The organism is Minwuia sp. IMCC3060, from assembly GCF_029909435.1.
In the GTDB taxonomy this organism is placed as follows: domain Bacteria; phylum Pseudomonadota; class Alphaproteobacteria; order Minwuiales; family Minwuiaceae; genus Minwuia.
This window is the reverse complement of the sequence record NZ_CP123782.1, coordinates 3,785,031-3,803,004: the sequence shown is the minus strand read 5'-3', so window position 1 is coordinate 3,803,004 and position 17,974 is coordinate 3,785,031. Positions and strand designations below refer to the sequence as shown.

Genomic DNA, 17,974 nt, shown 5'->3' with positions numbered 1-17,974 from the left:
TCAGGGTGTCGTGATCGGTGGCGGCTTGCGCCGCTTGCCCGACAGGGCGTTGCCGACAATCGCGCCCAGCAGGACCGCGCCGCCGATCAGCGTGTTGACGGTCGCCGTCTCCCCCAGCAGCAGCCAGACCCAGAGCGGTGCCAGCAACACCTCCGCCAGCGAGAGCAGGGCGAGTTCGGCCGCCGGCAGGCTTCTGGACCCCAGCGTGTAGAGGATCAGCCCGGCACCGACCTGGAAGACCCCCATTGCCGTCGCGATGCCGCCGGTGCGGGGGGACAGGACGAGGGGAAGCCCCTGGATCAGGCAGATCGCCGCCATGATGACGATGGCGAACAGGCCCGACATGAATACGGCCGGCAGCATCTCCCCCGACCGTCCCCAGCGCAGGGCCACGGTGAAGATCGCGAAGCCGAACGCCGAACCGAGCGCGGCAAGGCTGCCTGCCAGAGCGACGCTGCCCGTCCGGTCGGCGACCATGATGCCGATCCCGGCGATGGCGACGGCGATCGCCAGCCAGGTTGCCGACCGCACCGGTTCCCGCAGCACGATCCAGCCGAGCACGGCTGTCATGAAAGGCGCAGTGGCGAACAGCAGCATCGCGCTGGCGACCGAGGTGACCTGGATCGCATAGATGCCGCCGGCATAGGCGGCCGTCAGCGCCAGCCCGGCGATCACGGCGGGAAGACCGGCACGGCTGACCTGGTGGATCGGGCTCTCGCCGGACCGGATGCGGATCACGAGGTAGAGGAACAGCGAGAGACTGACCGAGCGGTAGAGCAGGATCTGCCAGACCGTCGCATCATCCATCAGCCGGATGCCGAGTCCGACCGTCGACCAGAGGACACCGGCCCCGAGGACCAGCAGGATACCGTTGCGGCGTCCATCCGCCGCGGCTGAAACCTGGCTCATGATTGTTTCCGGGAGATCCGTTGGAACCGTCTTTGCGCCAGACTGGCAGGACCGGGAGCGCAATGGCCGCCTGAATGCGACATCCCCGTTCGGGCGGATGCTGCGTCGCGCCCCTTCCCGGCTTCGGATTTTCCGTTCCAATCGGCGCGCGTTGCCTTATCTACAGGCCAACAGAAAATTCAGAGGGAACGACCGCCATGACCGACACCAACCGCCGCGTGATCTTTGCCAGACGGCCCGAGGGCTGGGTGACGCCGGACTGCTTCCGGATCGAGGATGCACCGATTCCGGAACTTGCCGACGGCGATGTGCTGACCCGCAACATCGTCATGTCCGTCGATCCCTACATGCGCGGCCGCATGTCGGACCGGAAGTCCTATGCCGCCGGTTTCGAGCTGGGCAAGGTGATGAATGCCGGTGCGGTGGGGGAGGTCATTGCCTCGAAGAACGACAATGTCCCCGTGGGCACGGTGGTCAACGGGATGCTCGGGTGGGAAACCCACTCCCTGGTGAAGGGCGGGGCCGGCCTGATGCCGGTGGATGCCAAGGCGGCACCGCTGTCCTACTACCTCGGCATTCTCGGCATGCCGGGCTTCACCGGTTACTACGGCCTGCTGAAGATCGGTGAGCCGAAGCCGGGCGAGACCGTCTATGTCTCGGCAGCGTCCGGTGCCGTCGGCCAGGTCGTGGGCCAGGTGGCGAAGATCAAGGGGTGTCGGGTGGTCGGTTCCGCCGGGGATGACGAGAAATGCGCCTGGGCCATGGAAGCCTGCGGCTACGACGTCTGTTTCAACTACAAGAAGGTCGATTCCTACACCGAGGCGCTGCGGGAGCACTGCCCGGACGGCATCGACATCTACTTCGAGAATGTCGGCGGTGCCATGCTGGACGCGGTGCTGGCCAACATCAATCCCTACGCGCGCATCGCGCTGTGCGGCATGATCAGCCAGTACAACCTGACCCAGCCGGAGGGGATCAACAATCTCCAGTCGCTGCTGATCAACCGCGCCATGATCCGCGGTTTCATCATCTCGGAGCATTTCGACGGGCTGCCCGGCTTCATCGCCGACATGACCGGCTGGATGCGTGCCGGCAAGCTGAAGTACCGCGAGACCATCGCGGAAGGCATCGACAATGCCCCCGCTGCCTTCATCGGTATGCTGAAGGGCGAGAATTTCGGCAAGCAGATCATCCGCCTCGGCCCCGATCCGGCCTGACACCCACCGGCGGCGGTGACCTTTCCGGTTGCCGCCACGGGCCGGGCCGTGGGGCCGCGCCCACCCGGTAGGATCAGCGATTACAGGTCGATGCTCTTGCGCAGTTCGCTGGCGATGCGGCTCAGGCGGTCCTCCGGCAGGTCGCCGATCACCATCAGGCCGTAGCCGCCGATGATCCAGTGCACGATCCCCAGCCCATTGCGGACCTCATACTGCGTATCCGCCTCCGGCTTGTTGGAGGCGATGATGCAGAAGGCAACAGGCACGCCGTCGTCGCCCAGATAGGCAAGCTGAACCAGGGGTTTGCCGTTGAAGGCGAGCAACTGCGCGCGGCGGAATTCCAGCCCGGTCGCGGCCCGGGTCGCCGGATCCAGCGGCAGTCCGACCCGTTCCGAGGCCAGCGCCAGGGCGGCATTACCACCCTGGTCCGGCGTCAGGGAGTCGGTGGTGAACAGCATCTGGTAGTCGGCCACCGCCTGGCGCCAGCCCTTCGCGGCGACGACCGGTGCCGCATCGGCTGCGGCCTCGGCTTCCTCCAGCTCCGCCTCCATCTCGTCCAGTTCCGCCAGCAGGGCGATTTCCCGCTGCCCGGCCCGGTCCGCACTGGTGCCGAAACCGACGGCAAAGCCGATACCCAGCGTCAGCAGCAACATGGCCGCGACACCGATCGAGTGCCAGTCGTTCGCCGGACGCGGCGGCGGTGCCTGGGTGGTGGAAATGACCGAGGCAGTCAATGTCGGTTCCGGCAATGCCGCCAGCAGCCGGTCCATCGGGGCCTGGTCAAGCAGTGTGTCGAATGCCGCGCGGAAGGGCCGGTCGCCCTGCCGCAACAGTTCCAGCCTCTGCCGCAGTTCGGCGGAATCCGAAAGAGCCCGGTCGATCAGCTGCCGGTCGGAAAGCGACAGCTCCCCGTCCAGGTAGGCCACCAGGTCCTCGTCTCTCGGATGATCTGCCTTGCCGGCGGATGACATCAGTTTTCCTCGACCTCACCATCGCGGGTTCTTCGCGCACAAGTTGCGCTGGGATCAAGCCCGGCCAGTTTGCCCCGCGCGGCAGACAGCCTGCTCATGATAGTACCGATTGGAACATCCAGAATGTGAGCCGCCTCACGATAGGTAAACTCTTCCACGTAAACGAGCATCACAGCCTGTCGCTGCGCTTCCGGCAGTTCCGACACCTCACTCAACACGCGTTGAAACAAATTATTCGTTTCCATGCTGGCGGATCCGTCGAACACCAGTTCCGTCTCCGGGTCGGCAAAGCCGCCACCGGTACGGACCTTCTCTGCCCGCAGATTATTCTTCCAGATTGATGAGAGAATGGTGAACAACCACGCGCGCAGGTTGGTGCCCTGACGGAATTGTGCCTGTCTTTCAAGGGCCCGCACGCAGGTGGACTGCACCAGATCCTCCGCCACGGACGGGTTGCGGCTGAGGGAAAGGCCATACCGCCAGAGGCGCGGCAGATGGGCTTCCAACCCATCTCTCACAGTTTCGTGATCGACATCCGTCATGACGATATGAATAAGCACCCGGTCCGGTGTGTTGTTCGGGCAAGTCTAGCGAAGACCGCTCAGGGGCACGAACGAAATTACCAGTTGCGCGGCATTATGATACCGCACCATCTCGGAGAGTTCGCGAATACCCCCTGACTCCGGTTGATGAAATTGCCGGCTCCGGCATCCCTTCCCGGGATTTCTGAAATCCCGGCCGGAACCGGAAAAGAGATCGCCCAGCCGCGTCCTCCTGCGCGGCGCGGCGAACGAGGCGCCGCCACCTGGTGGGGTCGGGGGCGTTCGGACACGGACATGGCAGCCCTGAGCCATGGCGTGTCCGGATTCTGCGGACGGGCCGTCAATCGGCCGGGCCAAGCCTAGTGCCCGTTCTGCGGTCGGGGGGTCACGAACACGGTTCCGCGTGACCCCCTGATTGCCGCAGGCTCTGGATTCGGTGGCTGACCGTTCCTCCCCTCTCCCCCTCCCGACCACCCACGGGATTATCCTTATGGGTGGTCGGGAGGGGGAGAGGGGAGGAACGGTCCACAAACGAACCTCCCGAGGGGTGGAACGGTCGGGGCAAGGTTTCCCCAACTCATCCCCAGACGCGCGGCAGCCCTGCGCTGGATCGCTTGGCAGGTGGTTCGGGAGACGGCACAATTGCGACAGTTGATGCGCGTGCATTTGTGGGAGGATGACATGAGCGGCATGACCTTCGAGCCCCTGGACGATGTCTGTTTCGGCGCACGGGTCTCCGGCGTGACGCTGGCGGACATGGATGCCGACAGCTTCCGGACGTTCTATGACCGGTGGCTGGAGTACGGGCTGCTGATCGTTGGCGGGCAGTTCCTCGACAGGGGACAGCAGGTGGCCTTCGCGAAGCGTTTCGGCGATCTGGAGTTCGACATTGCCGAGATCGGCAACATGCGCAAGGACGGCAGCCTGCGTCCCGACGATGGCTCCGACGACATGATGAAGATCAATCGCGGCAACATGGGCTGGCACCATGACAGCACCTACATGCCGGTGCAGGCCAAGGGTGCGGTCTTCACGGCGGATATCGTGCCGCAGGAAGGCGGGCAGACCGGCTTCGCCGACATGCGCCACGCCTACGACGCCCTCGACGCCGCCATGAAGGCCCGGCTCGAGGGGCTGCGGTGCCACCATTCACTCTATCATTCGCAGGCCAAGGTCGGGCATCAGGCGGCGCCTGTGAAGGATTCGAGCGTCAATACGGACGATGATTCCGGCAAGACCTATGGCGGTTACGGCTTTCACGAAGGTCCCGTCTCGATCCGCCCGCTGGTGAAGGTGCATCCGGAGACCGGAAGGCCGAACCTGCTGGTGGGGCGGCACGCCTATGACATCATCGGCATGGCGCCTGAGGAGTCCGAGAAGCTGCTGCAGGAACTGGTGGATTTCGCCTGCCAGCCGCCGCGGGTCTATCACCATGACTGGGAACCCGGCGACGTGGTGATCTGGGACAACCGTCGTCTGATGCATCAGGCGACGCCCTGGCCCTTCACCCAGGCGCGCCGCATGTGGCACAGCCGGATTGCCGGCAGCCCGGAAACCGAAGCCGCGCTGGCTGCCTGATCCCGACGTTGCCGCCGGGCGATTTGGCGTTATCCTCCCTGTGCAATGTCTGTTGGGGGAGGGAGTGTCATGTCTGAACTTGCCTGGAAATCGGCAACCGAGCTTGCCGGTCTGATCCGCGCGCGCCGCCTTGGCTCCCGCGAACTGCTGGATCACATGATCGAACGGATCGAGCGCTACGACAATCAGGTCAATGCCGTCGTCGTGCGCGATTTCGACCGTGCCCGGGCCGCCGCCGATGAGGCGGATGCCGCGACACGGCGCGGCGTGTCGCATGGCCCGCTGCACGGTGTGCCGATGACGGTGAAGGAAAGCTTCGACCTCGCCGGGCTGCCGACCACCTGGGGCGTGCCGGAAATGAAGGACAATATCGCGGCCCGCGACGGCGTGGTGCCGCAGCGGCTGAAGGATGCCGGTGCGGTGATCTTCGGCAAGACCAACGTGCCGCTGATGCTGGCCGACTTCCAGAGCTACAACGCCGTCTATGGCACCACGCACAATCCGCATCGTCAGGGCCATACGCCAGGCGGGTCGTCGGGCGGTGGCGCGGCGGCGCTGGCAGCCGGGTTCACGGCGCTGGAATATGGCTCCGACATCGGCGGTTCCATCCGCAACCCGGCGCATTATTCCGGTGTCTGCGGGCACAAGCCCACCTGGGGCATCGTGCCGATGCGCGGCCATGCGCTGACCGGCGCCCTGACGCCCACCGACATCTCCGTCGTGGGTCCGCTGGCACGCAGCATCGATGATCTGGAACTGGCGCTGGAACTGACCGCAGGCTCCGACCGGCTGCACGAACCGGGCTGGAAGCTGGACCTGGCGCCGTCCGAGGTGGAGGGGGCGGAGGGCCTCCGGGTCGCGCTCTGGTGCGATGACCCCATTGCGGCTGTCGATGACAGCGTGCAGGCGGTCCTGCGCAATGCCGCCGAGGCCCTGTCCGAGGCAGGTGCCATCGTCGATGACCAGGCCCGGCCCGACTTCACGCCGCAGCACTGCATGGATACCTACCGGACGCTGCTGTTCTCCGCCATGGCGGCCCGGCAGCCGCAGGCGCTGTTCGAGCAGAACATCCGGCGGCTGGAGAGTCTTTCGCCGGACGACATGTCCGACGGGGCGCAGGTCCTGCGGGCCCAGACGATCCGCCACCGGGACTGGGCCACCGCCAACGAGGCGCGGACCCGCATGCGCTATGCCTGGGCGGATTTCTTCGAGAACTATGACGTGCTGCTCTGTCCCGTGGCCTCCGTGCCGGCCTTCCCGCATGACGAATCGGAGGACATGAATGCCCGCACCCTGACGGTGAACGGCAAGACCGTGTCCTATTTCGACCAGCTGTTCTGGGCCGGCATGACCGGCGTCAGCTACCTGCCCGGCACGGTGGTGCCCGGCGGCATGACCGAGGGACGGCTGCCGATCGGCATCCAGGTCGTCGGGCCGGAAATGGGGGATCGCCGCACCCTGGCCGTGGCCCGCGTGATCGAAAGCCTGACCGGGGGCTTCCAGGCTCCGGAAGGGTTTGACTGAGGAGAGTCGATAACGGTCTTTTCCCCTCTCTCGGCCTCCCAACAAGTATGCTTCCGCGGGTGCCCGGGAGAGGGACGGAACAGGCCGGCAAATGACTCCCGTGGCAGGGCACCGGGCACCTGACGCTCTTGAAGGAGACCATCTTGGACAGGGATACCGACTATTTCGCCGCGAAGCGCAATCCCGGCGACCGCTACAAGGTCTTCGATCCGAAGGACCCGCACGAGACCAATACCGGTCCGTTCTTCTGGCGCAAGCGCGACGGTCGCCTGCGCTTTGCCTTCGAGGCGGAGGAGAAGCACTGCAATTCCGGCGGCATCGTCCACGGCGGCCTGCTGATGACCTTCGCGGATCTGATGATGTGCGCCACGGGGACCGAGGGCACGGAAGACAATGGCGTCTTCACCGTCTCCTTCAATGCCGAGTTCATGGCCAGCGGCAACCGGGGCGAGGTCATCAAGGCAAGGGCCGAGGTAGTGCGGCGCACCGGCCAGATGGTCTTCGTCCGTGGCGAGATCTACACCGACGAGCGCGTCATCCTGACCTGTTCCTCCGTCCTGCGGCGCATGCGCAAGTCCTGATCTGCAGGCGCGCGGCCCGCGATGCCATTCCGCCGCATCCCGTTCCGATGGCGGGGCGGTCTATCCTGCCCCACCCGTTGACGGAACCGAATGCCGCCCGATGCATGCCCGAATGTACATGATCCAGCCTGTCGTCTGCGCCATCGCCGTGGTGGCGCTGGCGTTTCACGCCTGGTTCTGGGTGGCCTGTGCCGTGCAGACGACGCACCAGGCGACGGGCTCATCGACGGCGGATCTCAGCATCCTGATCTGTACGCCGCAGGGGCTGCAGCCGACGGTGCTGCCTGACGGCACGACAAAGGCACCTTCCACCGAGACCTGCCCGGATTGCAGCCAGATGTGCGGCGGCGGTCTGGCCGCCCCTTCCGCGCAGTCGCTGCATCCGACCACTGTCGCGGAACTTGTGCTGGCAGAGCGGCTCGCCGCCGAACCGGCCCGCCCGTCCTTCATCCTCGCCCGGTCGCGCCCGCGCGCGCCACCGGTTTCCGGCATCGACATCACCTGATTTCGACAGTTGGAAACTGTCAGCAGCGGCACGTCTGACGTTCGCCGACCCCGCCGGGGCCGGAAACGCAGTGCGTGATCGCGCTGAACGCGAGGATATTCATGCGAACAACACTATTCGCGGCGAGCCACATGCTCGCTGCCCTGGGGGTGGCCATGCTGGCGCTCTCCAGTCCCACGGAAGCCCACGAGAAGAAGGCAGGGCAACCGCCTGCAGCTTCTCCGGCAAACCACGACACCGATCATGCAACGGTCAGCATCAGCGGCGCGCCGCACAGTGCAATCCGCGCGGATTCCCACGCCCCCATCGGGGTCATGGGCGATCACATGCATCACGCGGGGGAGTGGATGGTCTCCTACCGCTACATGGCGATGCTGATGCGGGGCAATCTGGATGGTGACAGCCAGATCTCGGCCGAAACCATCGCCACCACCGTGCCCAACCGCTTCTTCGGCCAGCCGGGCCAGCCGCCGACCCTGCGCGTGGTGCCGACCGACATGGAAATGCAGATGCACATGTTCGGTGCCATGTATGCGCCGACCGATGACCTGACCCTGATGGTCATGGGCAACTACGTCGAGAAGAGCATGGGCCATATCACCTTCGCCGGTGGGGCGGGGGCAACCCGACTGGCCAAGTTCGACGTGAACACCAGCGGCCTGGGTGACACCAGCGTCGCCGGTCTGGTGCGCCTGTTCGACGACGACATGCATCACCTGCATCTCAATCTCGGCCTCAGCATCCCGACCGGTTCCATCGAGGAGGAAGCGGCCATCGTGGCGCCGAACAATGCCCGACCGGTGCTGCGGGTGCCCTATGCCATGCAGCTTGGCACCGGCACCTTCGACCTGATGCCGGGCATCACCTATACCGGTACGGATGGCGATCTGGGCTGGGGCGGACAGCTCGCTGCCCGTATCCATCCCTACCGCAACAGCCAGGGTTACGCCTATGGTGACCGGCTGCGGCTGGATGTCTGGGCCTCCAGGCAGTGGGCACCCTGGGCCAGCACATCGCTGCGGATCGGGGCCCAGTCGGAGGGGCAGATCGAGGGGATCGACAACCGCATCGCGGTGCCGAACCAGACTGCCGACCCGGACAATTACGGGGGCGAGCGGCTGGATGTCTCCCTCGGCGTCAACCTGGTGGCGCAGCGCGGTGACCTGCGCGGGCTGCGGCTCGCCATGGAAGCGACCGTGCCCGTCTACCAGAACCTCAACGGTCCGCAGATGGACACGGACCTGATCCTGACACTGGGCCTGCAATACGCCTGGTGAACCTGCAACCCGCCACGCCCGGAGATCGAGACATCGGCACGGGCGTGGCAAATCCGGAAACAAAGGAAAGACACGATGTACAGACACATGACACGCATCATTCCCATGCTGGCGATCCTGCTCGGCCTGGGACTGCAGAACGCATCGGCACATGAATACCAGAAGGGTGATCTGAGCATCCTTCACCCCTACGCCTACGCCACCATCGGTGCGGCGCGCGCCGGGGCGGTCTTCGTCACCCTGCGCAATGACGGTGCGAAGGATGACGCGCTGCTGGGTGTTGAATCAGGGGACGCCGCACGGGCGGAACTGCATACCCACATCCACGAGAACGGGCGCATGATGATGCGCCCGGTGGAACAGATTGCGATCCCCGCGGGCGGCGAGGCAAAGCTGCAGCCGGGCGGCGACCACATCATGCTGATGGGCCTGAAGGCAGGGCTGCAGGCAGACTATTCCCATGATCTGGTGCTGATCTTCCGCGATGCCGGGCGTGTGCCGATCGAGTTCGTGGTCGAAACGCGCGACTGACGCCCGGTCGACCGCACGGACCGGCTAGAGCCGCTTCGCCACTTCCTCCAGCATGACCTCTGTCGCGCCGCCCCCGATCGACATGACGCGGGCGTCGCGATAGAGGCGTTCCACCGGGTTCTCCCGCATGAAACCCATGCCGCCGAAGAACTGGGTGCAGTCGTAGAGCACCTTGTTCACCATTTCCCCGGTCAGGGCCTTGACCATGGAGACCTCGCGCACGCAGTCCTGACCCTGTGAATCCAGCCAGGCGGCATGCCAGAGCAACTGGCGCGATGCCTCAACCTCCGCCGCCGCCATGGACAGGCGCTGGCGGATCGCGCCGATGTCCCAGAGGGTCTTGCTGAAGGCCTGACGCTGTTTCACCCAGTCCAGCGTCAGCTCGATCCCGGCCATGGCCATGCCGACGGCCATGGCGCCTAGGGTCAGCCGCTCGTTCTGGAAATTGTCCATGATGGCGTAGAAACCGCGGTTCTCCTCCCCCAGCAGGGCGTCAGCGGGCAGATACGCGTCCTCGAATACCAGTTCCGCCGTGTCTGACGACCGCCAGCCGGTCTTGTCCAGGGTGCGGGCCACGCTGAAACCCGGCGTGTCGCGCGGCACGATGAATATGGAGATGCCGCGGCTGCCCTTGACGTCGGTATCGGTCTTGGCCCCGACGAACAGCACATCCGCCGTGGCCCCGTTGGTGATGAACACCTTCGATCCGTTCAGCCGCCAACCGTTGCCGTCGCGCACCGCCTTTGTCGTGATGCCGGCCACGTCCGATCCGGCGCCGGGCTCGGTCACGGCAACCGCCGTCAGGATGTCACCGGAAACGATACCGGGCATCAGCCGGTCCTTCTGCTCATCGGTGCCATAGCGGGCCAGGTGCGGGGAGGCCATGTCGGTATGCACCGCCACCATGGCGTTGAAGCCGCCGAAGGTGGCGCGGCCCAGTTCCTCATGCAGGGTCACCGTGGCCCGCGTGTCCAGGGCGGAGCCCCCGTAGCTTTCCGGGTAGCGCACGCCCAGCAGGCCGAGATCGCCCATCTGTTTCAGCACCGATTTCGGGCTGCGGCCCTCCGCCTCCCACGCGTCACCATGCGGTGTCACGGCCTCCGCCACGAAGCGCTGCACGGTATCGCGCAGCATCCCCAGTTCCTCGGTCATCTGTGAAGGATCACGAAAGATCATCTGCTGGGGCCCTCCCCGACCCGCAAGATTCGCGGGCCCGCGAATCGATTCGTTTTCAGTGTCCGGATTATCCGACTTTGTTCGCGTCTGTTCCGGTAAACAGAGTCAAGTTTCAGGCACCTGCGGCCGCTGTTGCATCGCCTGCGATCCCGTTCCGTTCATGGTCATGCCCCGAAAGCTGATCCGGGTCGCGCCGGTCCAGGGCGAGCCAGCCGCGCAGGAATCCATCCACCCAGCCATCCACATGCGGATCGTGCTGGCGGCGGCCTGCCATGTGCTCGTCCGGCTGCTGCGCACCGGGACAGACCAGCCGGGCGGCGCCGCCGATCAGCCAGCGCCGGTTCATCTGCTCCGTCACCTCCGGATGAAACTGGATCGCCAGGGCGTTGCCGTTCATGGCGAAGGCCTGCTCCGGAAAGCAGTCGCCGGTGGCCAGCAGGGTGCCGCTTTCCGGGGTCGTGAAACCTTCGCGATGCCACTGGAAGATCCGCATCTCGTCGGGAAAGAACGCCTTTCCCGCCTCGGTCGCGCGCACGGGGTAATAGCCGATCTCCACCCGTCCCTCCGGATGCTCGGCGACCGTGCCGCCCGCCGCGCGGGCCAGCAACTGGGCACCCAGGCAGATGCCGAGGAACGGCGTGCCGCTCTCCACCACCTTTGGAATCCAGTCGATCTCGTTGCGGATGTAGTCCTCGTGCACGTCGTTGGCACTCATCGGCCCGCCGAAGACCGCGACCCCGGCGTAACGGTCGAGGTTCTCCGGCAGCGGCTCGCCGCAGGCATGACGGCAGATGTCGACGCGATAGCCCATGGTGCGCAGGCGCAGGCCGACCCGACCGGGGTCGGAATGGCGCTGATGCACGACCAGCAGGACCGTGTCGGGTGACGAAGCGGGAGGCTGTTCCTTGTCAGGCATGCGCAATGTTCGCGCGTGCAGCAATCAAGCGCAAGATGCTTCGGTGCGGTAGCGATTCATTCGTGGTCCCCGGCCTGCCCTCTCGGGAATTGTTTGCGGTCCCCGGCCAGCCCACTCCCCCTCCCGACCACCCACGGGATTATCCTTATGGGTGGTCGGGAGGGGGAGTGGGCTGGCACGGTCCACGGAGAATCCGGGACAGGGCTGGCCGGGGTCAGCAAACGATTCAGACGCGGGGTCGGCGCAACCTATTCCATCGTGATGATGATCTTGCCGTCGCGGCCTTCCTTCGCGGCGTGGCGCAGGGCGTCGGCGACCTTGCTGAGGTCGTAGGTGGCTTCCACCGGCACGAACAGGTCGCCGCTTGCGACCTTCTCCGACAGGAAGCGGTAGGTTTCGCCGATCTCCTGCGGGGTCGCCTCTGCGAACCAGGGGGCCAGCCAGAAGCCGCGCACGGTGATGTCGCGGAACACGGTCTCCCGCGCGTCGATCATCAGCGGATCGCCCGACAGCAGGCCATAGTTGACCACGGTACCCTTGTCGGCGGTGGCCTGTGCCAGCCGCTGCACCGCGCTGCCGCCGATGGCATCGATGGCCAGCTTCGGCAGGTTGCCGCCGGTTGCCTCTGCCACCCGGTCAGCCAGATCCGGGCCGTCCACCAGCACCACGTCGGCACCCAGTTCGGTCAGTTCCGCCACCAGCTCGGGCCGCCGCACGACATTGACCGACTTCCAGCCGGACGCCCGCGCCAGCCGGATCAGATGGCGGCCCACGGCGGAGTTGGCGGCGTTCTGGATCACGTAGTCCCCGGCCTCCAGCGTCACGTATTTCGTCAGCATCAGCCAGGCGGTGGCCGGGTTGGCGCGCAGCATGGCGAGCTGCAGCATGTCGGCCTCCGCCGGCAGCGGCACCAGCCCCCGCGCCGGACCCTGCACCTGCTCCCGCCAGAGTCCGCGCGCCGGTGGCGTCACCAGATCACCGACCTTCACATTGTCGACGCCTTCGCCCACTGCCGTGACACGACCGACACCCTCCGCCCCCTGCGTCATCGGCAGGGTCGGCAGCTCGGCGCCATAGCGGCCTTCCATGTTCAGCAGGTCGGCCGGATTGATCGGGCTGGCCAGCACCTGGACATTGACCCGGCCCGGTCCCGGCGCACCCGGCGCATCGACCTCGACAAGCTCGACAACCTCGTGCGGCACGCCAAAGCGCGAGAACTGCATGACCTTCATGATGAAACCCCTCCCCGGATTGATCGGGTGACGATACAGCAGGGCGGCGCCGGAGGGAATCGCGCCGGTGCATGTGTTCTCCGGGCCCGGGATTGCGGCAGGCGAAGGGTCACCGTGCAGCATCTGTACTTGTGTGTGGGCTTTCCTTGCGTCAGTTTGCAGGAAATGGCCCCGGTCCAGGGGGCAAACGACCGTCGGCGATGATCGGCGGAACATCAGGAAACTCAGCGAAACCGGGAGGAAATGATGCCGGATACCGCACCAATCGTGAAGTCAGTCCGCAACAAGGTCTCAGAAGAGGAATGGGCGGTCCGTGTCGACCTGGCCGCATTCTATCGCCTGGTGGCCCTGAACGGCTGGGATGACCTGACCGCCACCCACATCTCCGCCCGCGTGCCGGGAGAAGATGCCTTCCTGCTGAACCCGCATGGCCTTTTCTTCGACGAGATCACCGCCTCCAGCCTGATCAAGCTGGACTATGACGGCAATGTGCTGATGCAGGGTGACTTCGGGGCCAACCCGGCCGGTTACACCATTCATTCCGCCGTGCTGTCCGGTCGTCCCGACGTGTTCTCCGTCGCCCATACCCACACCCGTGCCGGCATGGCGATCTCGGCGCAGAAGGACGGCCTGCTGCCGCTGAACCAGACGGCCCTGCGCTTCTACAAGCGTCTGTCGTATCACCCCTACGAGGGCGTGGCGCTGGACCATTCGGAGCGGGACCGCCTGATCAGCCACCTGGGTACCAACAAGGCCATGATCCTGCGCAACCACGGTCTGCTGTCCGTGGGCGAGACGGTGCCGGAGGCGTTCAACGTGCTGGCCTATCTGGAGAAGGCCTGCCAGTCGCAGATCGATGCCCTGTCCGGTGGTGTCGAACTGGAACTGCCGAGCGAGGAAGTCTGCGAGCACACCGCAAAGCAGTTCGAGAAGTTTTCACCCCTTGGCCATCGCGACTGGCCCGGCCTGCTGCGCAAGCTGGACCGCATCGACCCGAGCTTCCGCGACTGATGTAGTCGTTCGGGGACCGTTCCGCCCCTCTCCCCCTCCCGGCCACCCATTTCAGGATACTTGCGTGGGTGGCCGGGAGGGGGAGAGGGGCGGAACGGTCAACCGATAGACCGGGAGCGGTCAGCAAACCACTCCGACGCCAGACGGATGCATCACGGCTGCGGCGCAATCCGCAGCCGTGGCTGATTCAGCGGACCCGTGAATGACAGGACCGTCCCCCGGTCGCTGGCCTCGGGCGTCTCCAGCAGGGCCTCCAGATCCAGCGTCCAGTCGGCGATGTCGGCATTGCCGCGCCAGGTGGTGCGTGCCGCGCCTGCCGCGATGCTGATCGGCGCGACGGGTGAGATGATGCCTGCCCGTATGTTCAGGCCGGAGCGGAACCCGGCGAGTTCGGTCCGGCCGCCGCGCAGGGCCGCCTCGGAAGCGTCGGCGCTCGTGACCTGCAGCCACGCCGGAACATCGATGCCCTGAACCACGGTCGGCTGCATCGCAAGGTGCACGTCTCCCTCCGCCGCCCGGACCATGTCGAAGGGCGCGACACCACGGGCACGCAGGTCGAGATCCAGGTCCCCGCGCCCGGCAATCACGCTGGTCGCCGTGGCCAGGGTGATCAGCGCACCGACATCGGCATCCCGCCAGGTGAGGTCCAGGTCCAGTTCCGGTCGGGTGCCGCCGGTCAGGCGCAGCGTGCCCCGCACATCGCCATCCGCCATCCGCGCCCTCAGATCGGAGAGCGCCAGCGACCCGGCCTCCAGGCTGGCCGATGCGGCGAGATCGTGCAGGATCAGGCCACGTACTTCCAGCCGGTCCAGCCGCAGGTCCATCGCGCCCTGCATGCGTGTCATCCAGAGCAGGTCGAGCGGCGCCCGCGACCAGCGCCTTGCCGTATCGGACTGCAGCGCGGCCAGGGCGGCGCCACTGTCGGCCGCCGGCAACAGGGGGTCGAGTGCGATGCTGCCCGCCGCCACTGCGCCGGTCAGCCGCTGCGCCCCGCTGTCCCAGCGCAGGTCGCCCCGCAGGTTGAGCGGTGCGGACCCGAGGTCCATGCCGCTGATCTCCAGCCCTCCCGGCGTGATCGTCAGGGTGCCCAGTACTTCCACCGGCCCGGTGTTGGCCACGGTCGGTGACAGGTCAGGAAACAGGGCCACGGCCAGTGCCGAGAGATTCTGGTGCCGCAGCGCCACGCCCCCCCGGAAGCGCCGCTGTTCCGGCGGCCCGCTGATGCTGCCGTCCAGTTCCATCCGGGCCGACAGGGCATCGACATGACCCAGCAGGCGATAGTCGGCGACCGTACCGTCGAGCCGCAGGTCGGCGACCATCGTGTCGTCCAGATGGTCGGGCCAGCGCAGGTCGGGGAACAGCAGATCCAGCCCCGACAGCAGCCGCGCGTTGTCCACCGCCACCGTCAGGTCGAAGCGCGGATCGGTCAGCCAGCCGGTCGCGCCGCCCTCTACCGACAGCCGGGCAGCGGAAAGCTCGATCCGGCTGGTCAGTTGCACGGCGTCAAGGGAACCCTCCAGGCTGAACCCGGTCTCGAATGCCCCGAACCGCGCGGCGACACTGTCCAGCGGCAGGCCGAAGGCCAGCAGCACCGCGCGCAGGTCATCGCCCGAGCCCGTCCCGTTGAGGGCAAACCGGGGGTCCTCCGGATTGTCCAGCGACCCGTCCAGCGTCAGGCGTGCCCCGCCGGGCAGGTAGAGCTGCAGGCCGTTGAGGGAAAGCTGGCCGCCGATCAGGCTGGCGTCCAGCGTGAGGTCGCTGTAGGTGCGCCCGTTCAGCCAGAGCTGATCCACGGCAAGCCTGCTGTTGGTATCCAGGCCGCTGAGGAAGCTCACATCCGGCGGCCCATCGACGCCGCTGATGCGGCGCACATGCCCGTCCAGTCCCAGCGCCTGCAGGTAGGCATCGGCGTTGAGCTGGTCGACGCGCAGGTCGAGACTGAAGGAGGGGCGATCGCGCACCGCCACGGCGAATCCGCCACTGACCCGCGACCGGTCCAGCCGCATGTCCAGCCCATAGGCCTGTATCACGTCGTCGGTGGCGCTGATGGTGGCGGTGATGCTGGCGTTGCGCAGCCGGTCCGCCGCCCGGTCCGTGACCGTCAGCCCGCTCCAGTCCAGCAGCGCGCGCAGGTTGTCGGTCGCGGCTTCCAGGGTGCCGTCCAGGCGCGGGTGCCCGGTCGGGGTCCGCAGCTTGCCGGTGAAGGCGAGATCGGACCCGCCCGGCAGCAGCGTGCTGAGCCGGCCGATCGTCAGGTCCCCCCGTGACAGGGCCGCGTCAAAGGCGAGCTGGCGCAGCTGGCTGCCGCCGAGCGAGACCACGCCCACATCCAGGCGCAGCGCCGCCGTGATCCCGGTCGGCAGGGTCGGCCCGGGGGGGCCGTCACCGGACAGCAGGGGCCTGGCGCGGCGCAGCAGGTCATCGCCGTTCAGTTGCTCGAACCCGATGCTGATATCCAGGACCGGCGCATCCCCTGCGCCCGGCCCGGTGGGCAGGGTGGCGGTGACCCGGCCCCGGCCCTCGATCCCCGCGATGTCGAAGGTCATCTTCTCCATCACCGCGCCTTCGTCGGTGAAGGTCATGTCGCCAATGATGTTGCCCGGCACGGGATCGGGAATCCGGTCATCGGTCAGGTCGATGCCGAGCAGGCGCAGGCTGGCGAGCAGGTCCGGTGTTTCTGCCGTCAGGGATCCGCGCATCCGCCCCGGTGCCTCGGGCGTGACCTTCCCCCGGAATGTCGCCGTGCCGCCGGTTTCATCGTTCAGCACCACCGACAGGCGGGTGCCGCTGGCCGGGGCGGTCGCATTGACCTCCACCGCCAGCGGCAGCCCGACCATGCGCCCGGCCATGCGCAGGGTTGGCGGTCTGCCCTCCCGTTCCGCCTCCAGCGTCCCGGCCATTTCCGTCAGGGTGACATCGACACCGGTCCTGGCGTTCTTCAGGTCGATCAGCCCATCGACGAAATCCACGTGCCGGATCGGTGCATCGGCGGCGGCACCAACGGCGCCTTCGCCCCCCGGCTGGCCCAGCATGTCGGTCAGATGCCCGATCCCCGCATGATTGCGCCGCCCGTTCGCCAGGGTCACCAGATTGAGCTGCGGACGGATCAGGGTGACCCGGTTCGCCACCACATCGCCCAGCAGCAGGCTGGAGATCGACAGGCGGATATCGACGGCGCGGGCCAGCAGCACCGGCGGCAGGTCGGACTCCACCGCCTGCACGGCCACAGCCTCAGCCCGCAACCGCGGGGTGGGCAGCAGGCGGAACCCGATGGGGCCGTCCAGCGTCACGGGCTGTCCCAGCAGGGCGCGGGCCTGCCGGGCAATCGTGTCGCGATGGCTTTCCGCATCGATCAGGAAGGGCGCGGCGAAAAGGCCGGCAACAACCAGCACGGCAAGCCCGGCAAGCGCGGCGATCAGACCTCTCATGCCCGGTGACTCATGACCGGTGCCTCATGCCTGTTTCACCCTGTTGCCGACCACCCGGTCGCTTCCGTACGCCATTCAGCCAGTCCGCTCCTGTTCCTCTCGGCACCGGAGACCTTGTCTCCCCGACGCGCCATTGATGGTGATGACCGACACCATGCCGGTTGCAGACCTTGCGTCAACGGGACTTTCAGCTAAGCTTTTTTCTGAATGACAGGGGGTTGGCATTCAGACTGCGCGTAACGTGTGTTTCAACGCATCGATGCCCGGACCACGGGTCTGGTCCGGTGCCGAGTGGATCTGCATCGAACCCAGGCCGGAACGGTCACAGGGAGTGGAGCCATGGCAGAGCTGATCAATCTCCGTCGAGAGAGAAAGAACCGTGACCGCAAGGCCAAGGCCGTGCGGGCTGCGGAGAACAGGGTACTTTTCGGACGAACGGATGCCGAGCGGCGGCGTCAGGAAACCGAAAGCAACAGGCGTCAGGACTTGCTGGACGGCAAGCAACTGGCGAAAGGGGAAACGGAACAGGACGGGGGATGACCTTGCCCGTTCCGGGTCTTGGGGTTTCGCGGTACG

The 17,974-nt window shown here is 66.4% G+C and carries 16 protein-coding genes; 9 read left to right on the top strand and 7 right to left on the bottom strand.

The features are described 5' to 3' along the window. Window positions 1-909 (bottom strand): EamA family transporter, encoded by a 909-nt coding sequence (locus tag QGV54_RS17815; protein ID WP_281019298.1) that lies wholly within the window; start codon window positions 907-909, stop codon window positions 1-3. Between the two features lie 197 nt (window positions 910-1,106). On the opposite strand from QGV54_RS17815, the gene QGV54_RS17810 reads away from it, so the two are divergent. Then, window positions 1,107-2,126, top strand: a complete 1,020-nt coding sequence (locus QGV54_RS17810) for an NADP-dependent oxidoreductase (RefSeq protein ID WP_281019299.1) — start codon at window positions 1,107-1,109, stop codon at window positions 2,124-2,126. 80 nt (window positions 2,127-2,206) lie between these two features. Here QGV54_RS17810 and QGV54_RS17805 read toward each other — a convergent pair whose 3' ends face one another. Both QGV54_RS17805 and QGV54_RS17800 read right to left on the bottom strand, forming a co-directional pair. Continuing rightward, window positions 2,207-3,097 (bottom strand): hypothetical protein, encoded by an 891-nt coding sequence (locus QGV54_RS17805; protein WP_281019300.1) that lies wholly within the window; start codon window positions 3,095-3,097, stop codon window positions 2,207-2,209. Then, entirely contained in the window at window positions 3,097-3,639 is a 543-nt protein-coding gene (locus QGV54_RS17800; RefSeq protein WP_281020003.1) for an RNA polymerase sigma factor, read from the bottom strand. Before QGV54_RS17800 ends, QGV54_RS17805 begins: the two co-directional genes overlap by 1 nt. 681 nt (window positions 3,640-4,320) lie before the next feature. Here QGV54_RS17800 and QGV54_RS17795 point away from each other — a divergent pair. The 6 genes from QGV54_RS17795 (at window position 4,321) to QGV54_RS17770 (ending at window position 9,635) form a co-directional block, all read left to right on the top strand. Beyond that, window positions 4,321-5,217 carry a TauD/TfdA family dioxygenase gene (locus tag QGV54_RS17795; RefSeq protein WP_281019302.1) on the top strand — a complete coding sequence of 299 codons (897 nt, stop codon included), beginning with the start codon at window positions 4,321-4,323 and terminating at the stop codon, window positions 5,215-5,217. 69 nt (window positions 5,218-5,286) lie between these two features. Then, window positions 5,287-6,741 carry an amidase gene (locus QGV54_RS17790; RefSeq protein WP_281019303.1) on the top strand — a complete coding sequence of 485 codons (1,455 nt, stop codon included), beginning with the start codon at window positions 5,287-5,289 and terminating at the stop codon, window positions 6,739-6,741. A 143-nt stretch (window positions 6,742-6,884) separates the two neighbouring features. Beyond that, window positions 6,885-7,322, top strand: a complete 438-nt coding sequence (locus tag QGV54_RS17785) for a PaaI family thioesterase (protein WP_281019304.1) — start codon at window positions 6,885-6,887, stop codon at window positions 7,320-7,322. A 100-nt stretch (window positions 7,323-7,422) separates the two neighbouring features. After that, entirely contained in the window at window positions 7,423-7,827 is a 405-nt protein-coding gene (locus QGV54_RS17780) for a DUF2946 family protein (RefSeq protein WP_281019305.1), read from the top strand. Between the two features lie 101 nt (window positions 7,828-7,928). Then, window positions 7,929-9,104: a transporter gene (locus QGV54_RS17775; protein WP_281019306.1), complete on the top strand. Its 1,176-nt coding sequence runs from the start codon at window positions 7,929-7,931 to the stop codon at window positions 9,102-9,104. Between the two features lie 87 nt (window positions 9,105-9,191). Next, on the top strand, window positions 9,192-9,635 hold the full coding sequence (locus tag QGV54_RS17770; RefSeq protein WP_281020002.1) for a copper chaperone PCu(A)C: 444 nt from the start codon (window positions 9,192-9,194) through the stop codon (window positions 9,633-9,635). 24 nt (window positions 9,636-9,659) lie between these two features. Here the strand turns inward: QGV54_RS17770 and QGV54_RS17765 are convergent, their stop codons facing one another. From QGV54_RS17765 to QGV54_RS17755, 3 genes are all read right to left on the bottom strand, one after another. Further along, entirely contained in the window at window positions 9,660-10,811 is a 1,152-nt protein-coding gene (locus QGV54_RS17765; RefSeq protein WP_281019308.1) for an acyl-CoA dehydrogenase family protein, read from the bottom strand. Between the two features lie 112 nt (window positions 10,812-10,923). After that, on the bottom strand, window positions 10,924-11,727 hold the full coding sequence (locus tag QGV54_RS17760) for a gamma-glutamyl-gamma-aminobutyrate hydrolase family protein (RefSeq protein ID WP_281019309.1): 804 nt from the start codon (window positions 11,725-11,727) through the stop codon (window positions 10,924-10,926). 248 nt (window positions 11,728-11,975) lie between these two features. Further along, complete coding sequence (locus QGV54_RS17755; RefSeq protein WP_281019310.1) at window positions 11,976-12,959, bottom strand: zinc-dependent alcohol dehydrogenase family protein; 984 nt, start codon at window positions 12,957-12,959, stop codon at window positions 11,976-11,978. Between the two features lie 246 nt (window positions 12,960-13,205). On the opposite strand from QGV54_RS17755, the gene QGV54_RS17750 reads away from it, so the two are divergent. Then, window positions 13,206-13,970 carry a class II aldolase/adducin family protein gene (locus tag QGV54_RS17750; RefSeq protein ID WP_281019311.1) on the top strand — a complete coding sequence of 255 codons (765 nt, stop codon included), beginning with the start codon at window positions 13,206-13,208 and terminating at the stop codon, window positions 13,968-13,970. A gap of 152 nt (window positions 13,971-14,122) precedes the next feature. Here the strand turns inward: QGV54_RS17750 and QGV54_RS17745 are convergent, their stop codons facing one another. Next, window positions 14,123-17,398 (bottom strand): AsmA family protein, encoded by a 3,276-nt coding sequence (locus QGV54_RS17745; protein ID WP_281019312.1) that lies wholly within the window; start codon window positions 17,396-17,398, stop codon window positions 14,123-14,125. A gap of 339 nt (window positions 17,399-17,737) precedes the next feature. Between QGV54_RS17745 and QGV54_RS17740 the strand changes: the two genes are divergently transcribed. After that, a complete protein-coding gene (locus QGV54_RS17740; RefSeq protein WP_281019313.1) occupies window positions 17,738-17,938 on the top strand; it encodes a DUF4169 family protein in 201 nt (66 codons plus the stop codon). Window positions 17,939-17,974 lie beyond the last annotated feature (36 nt).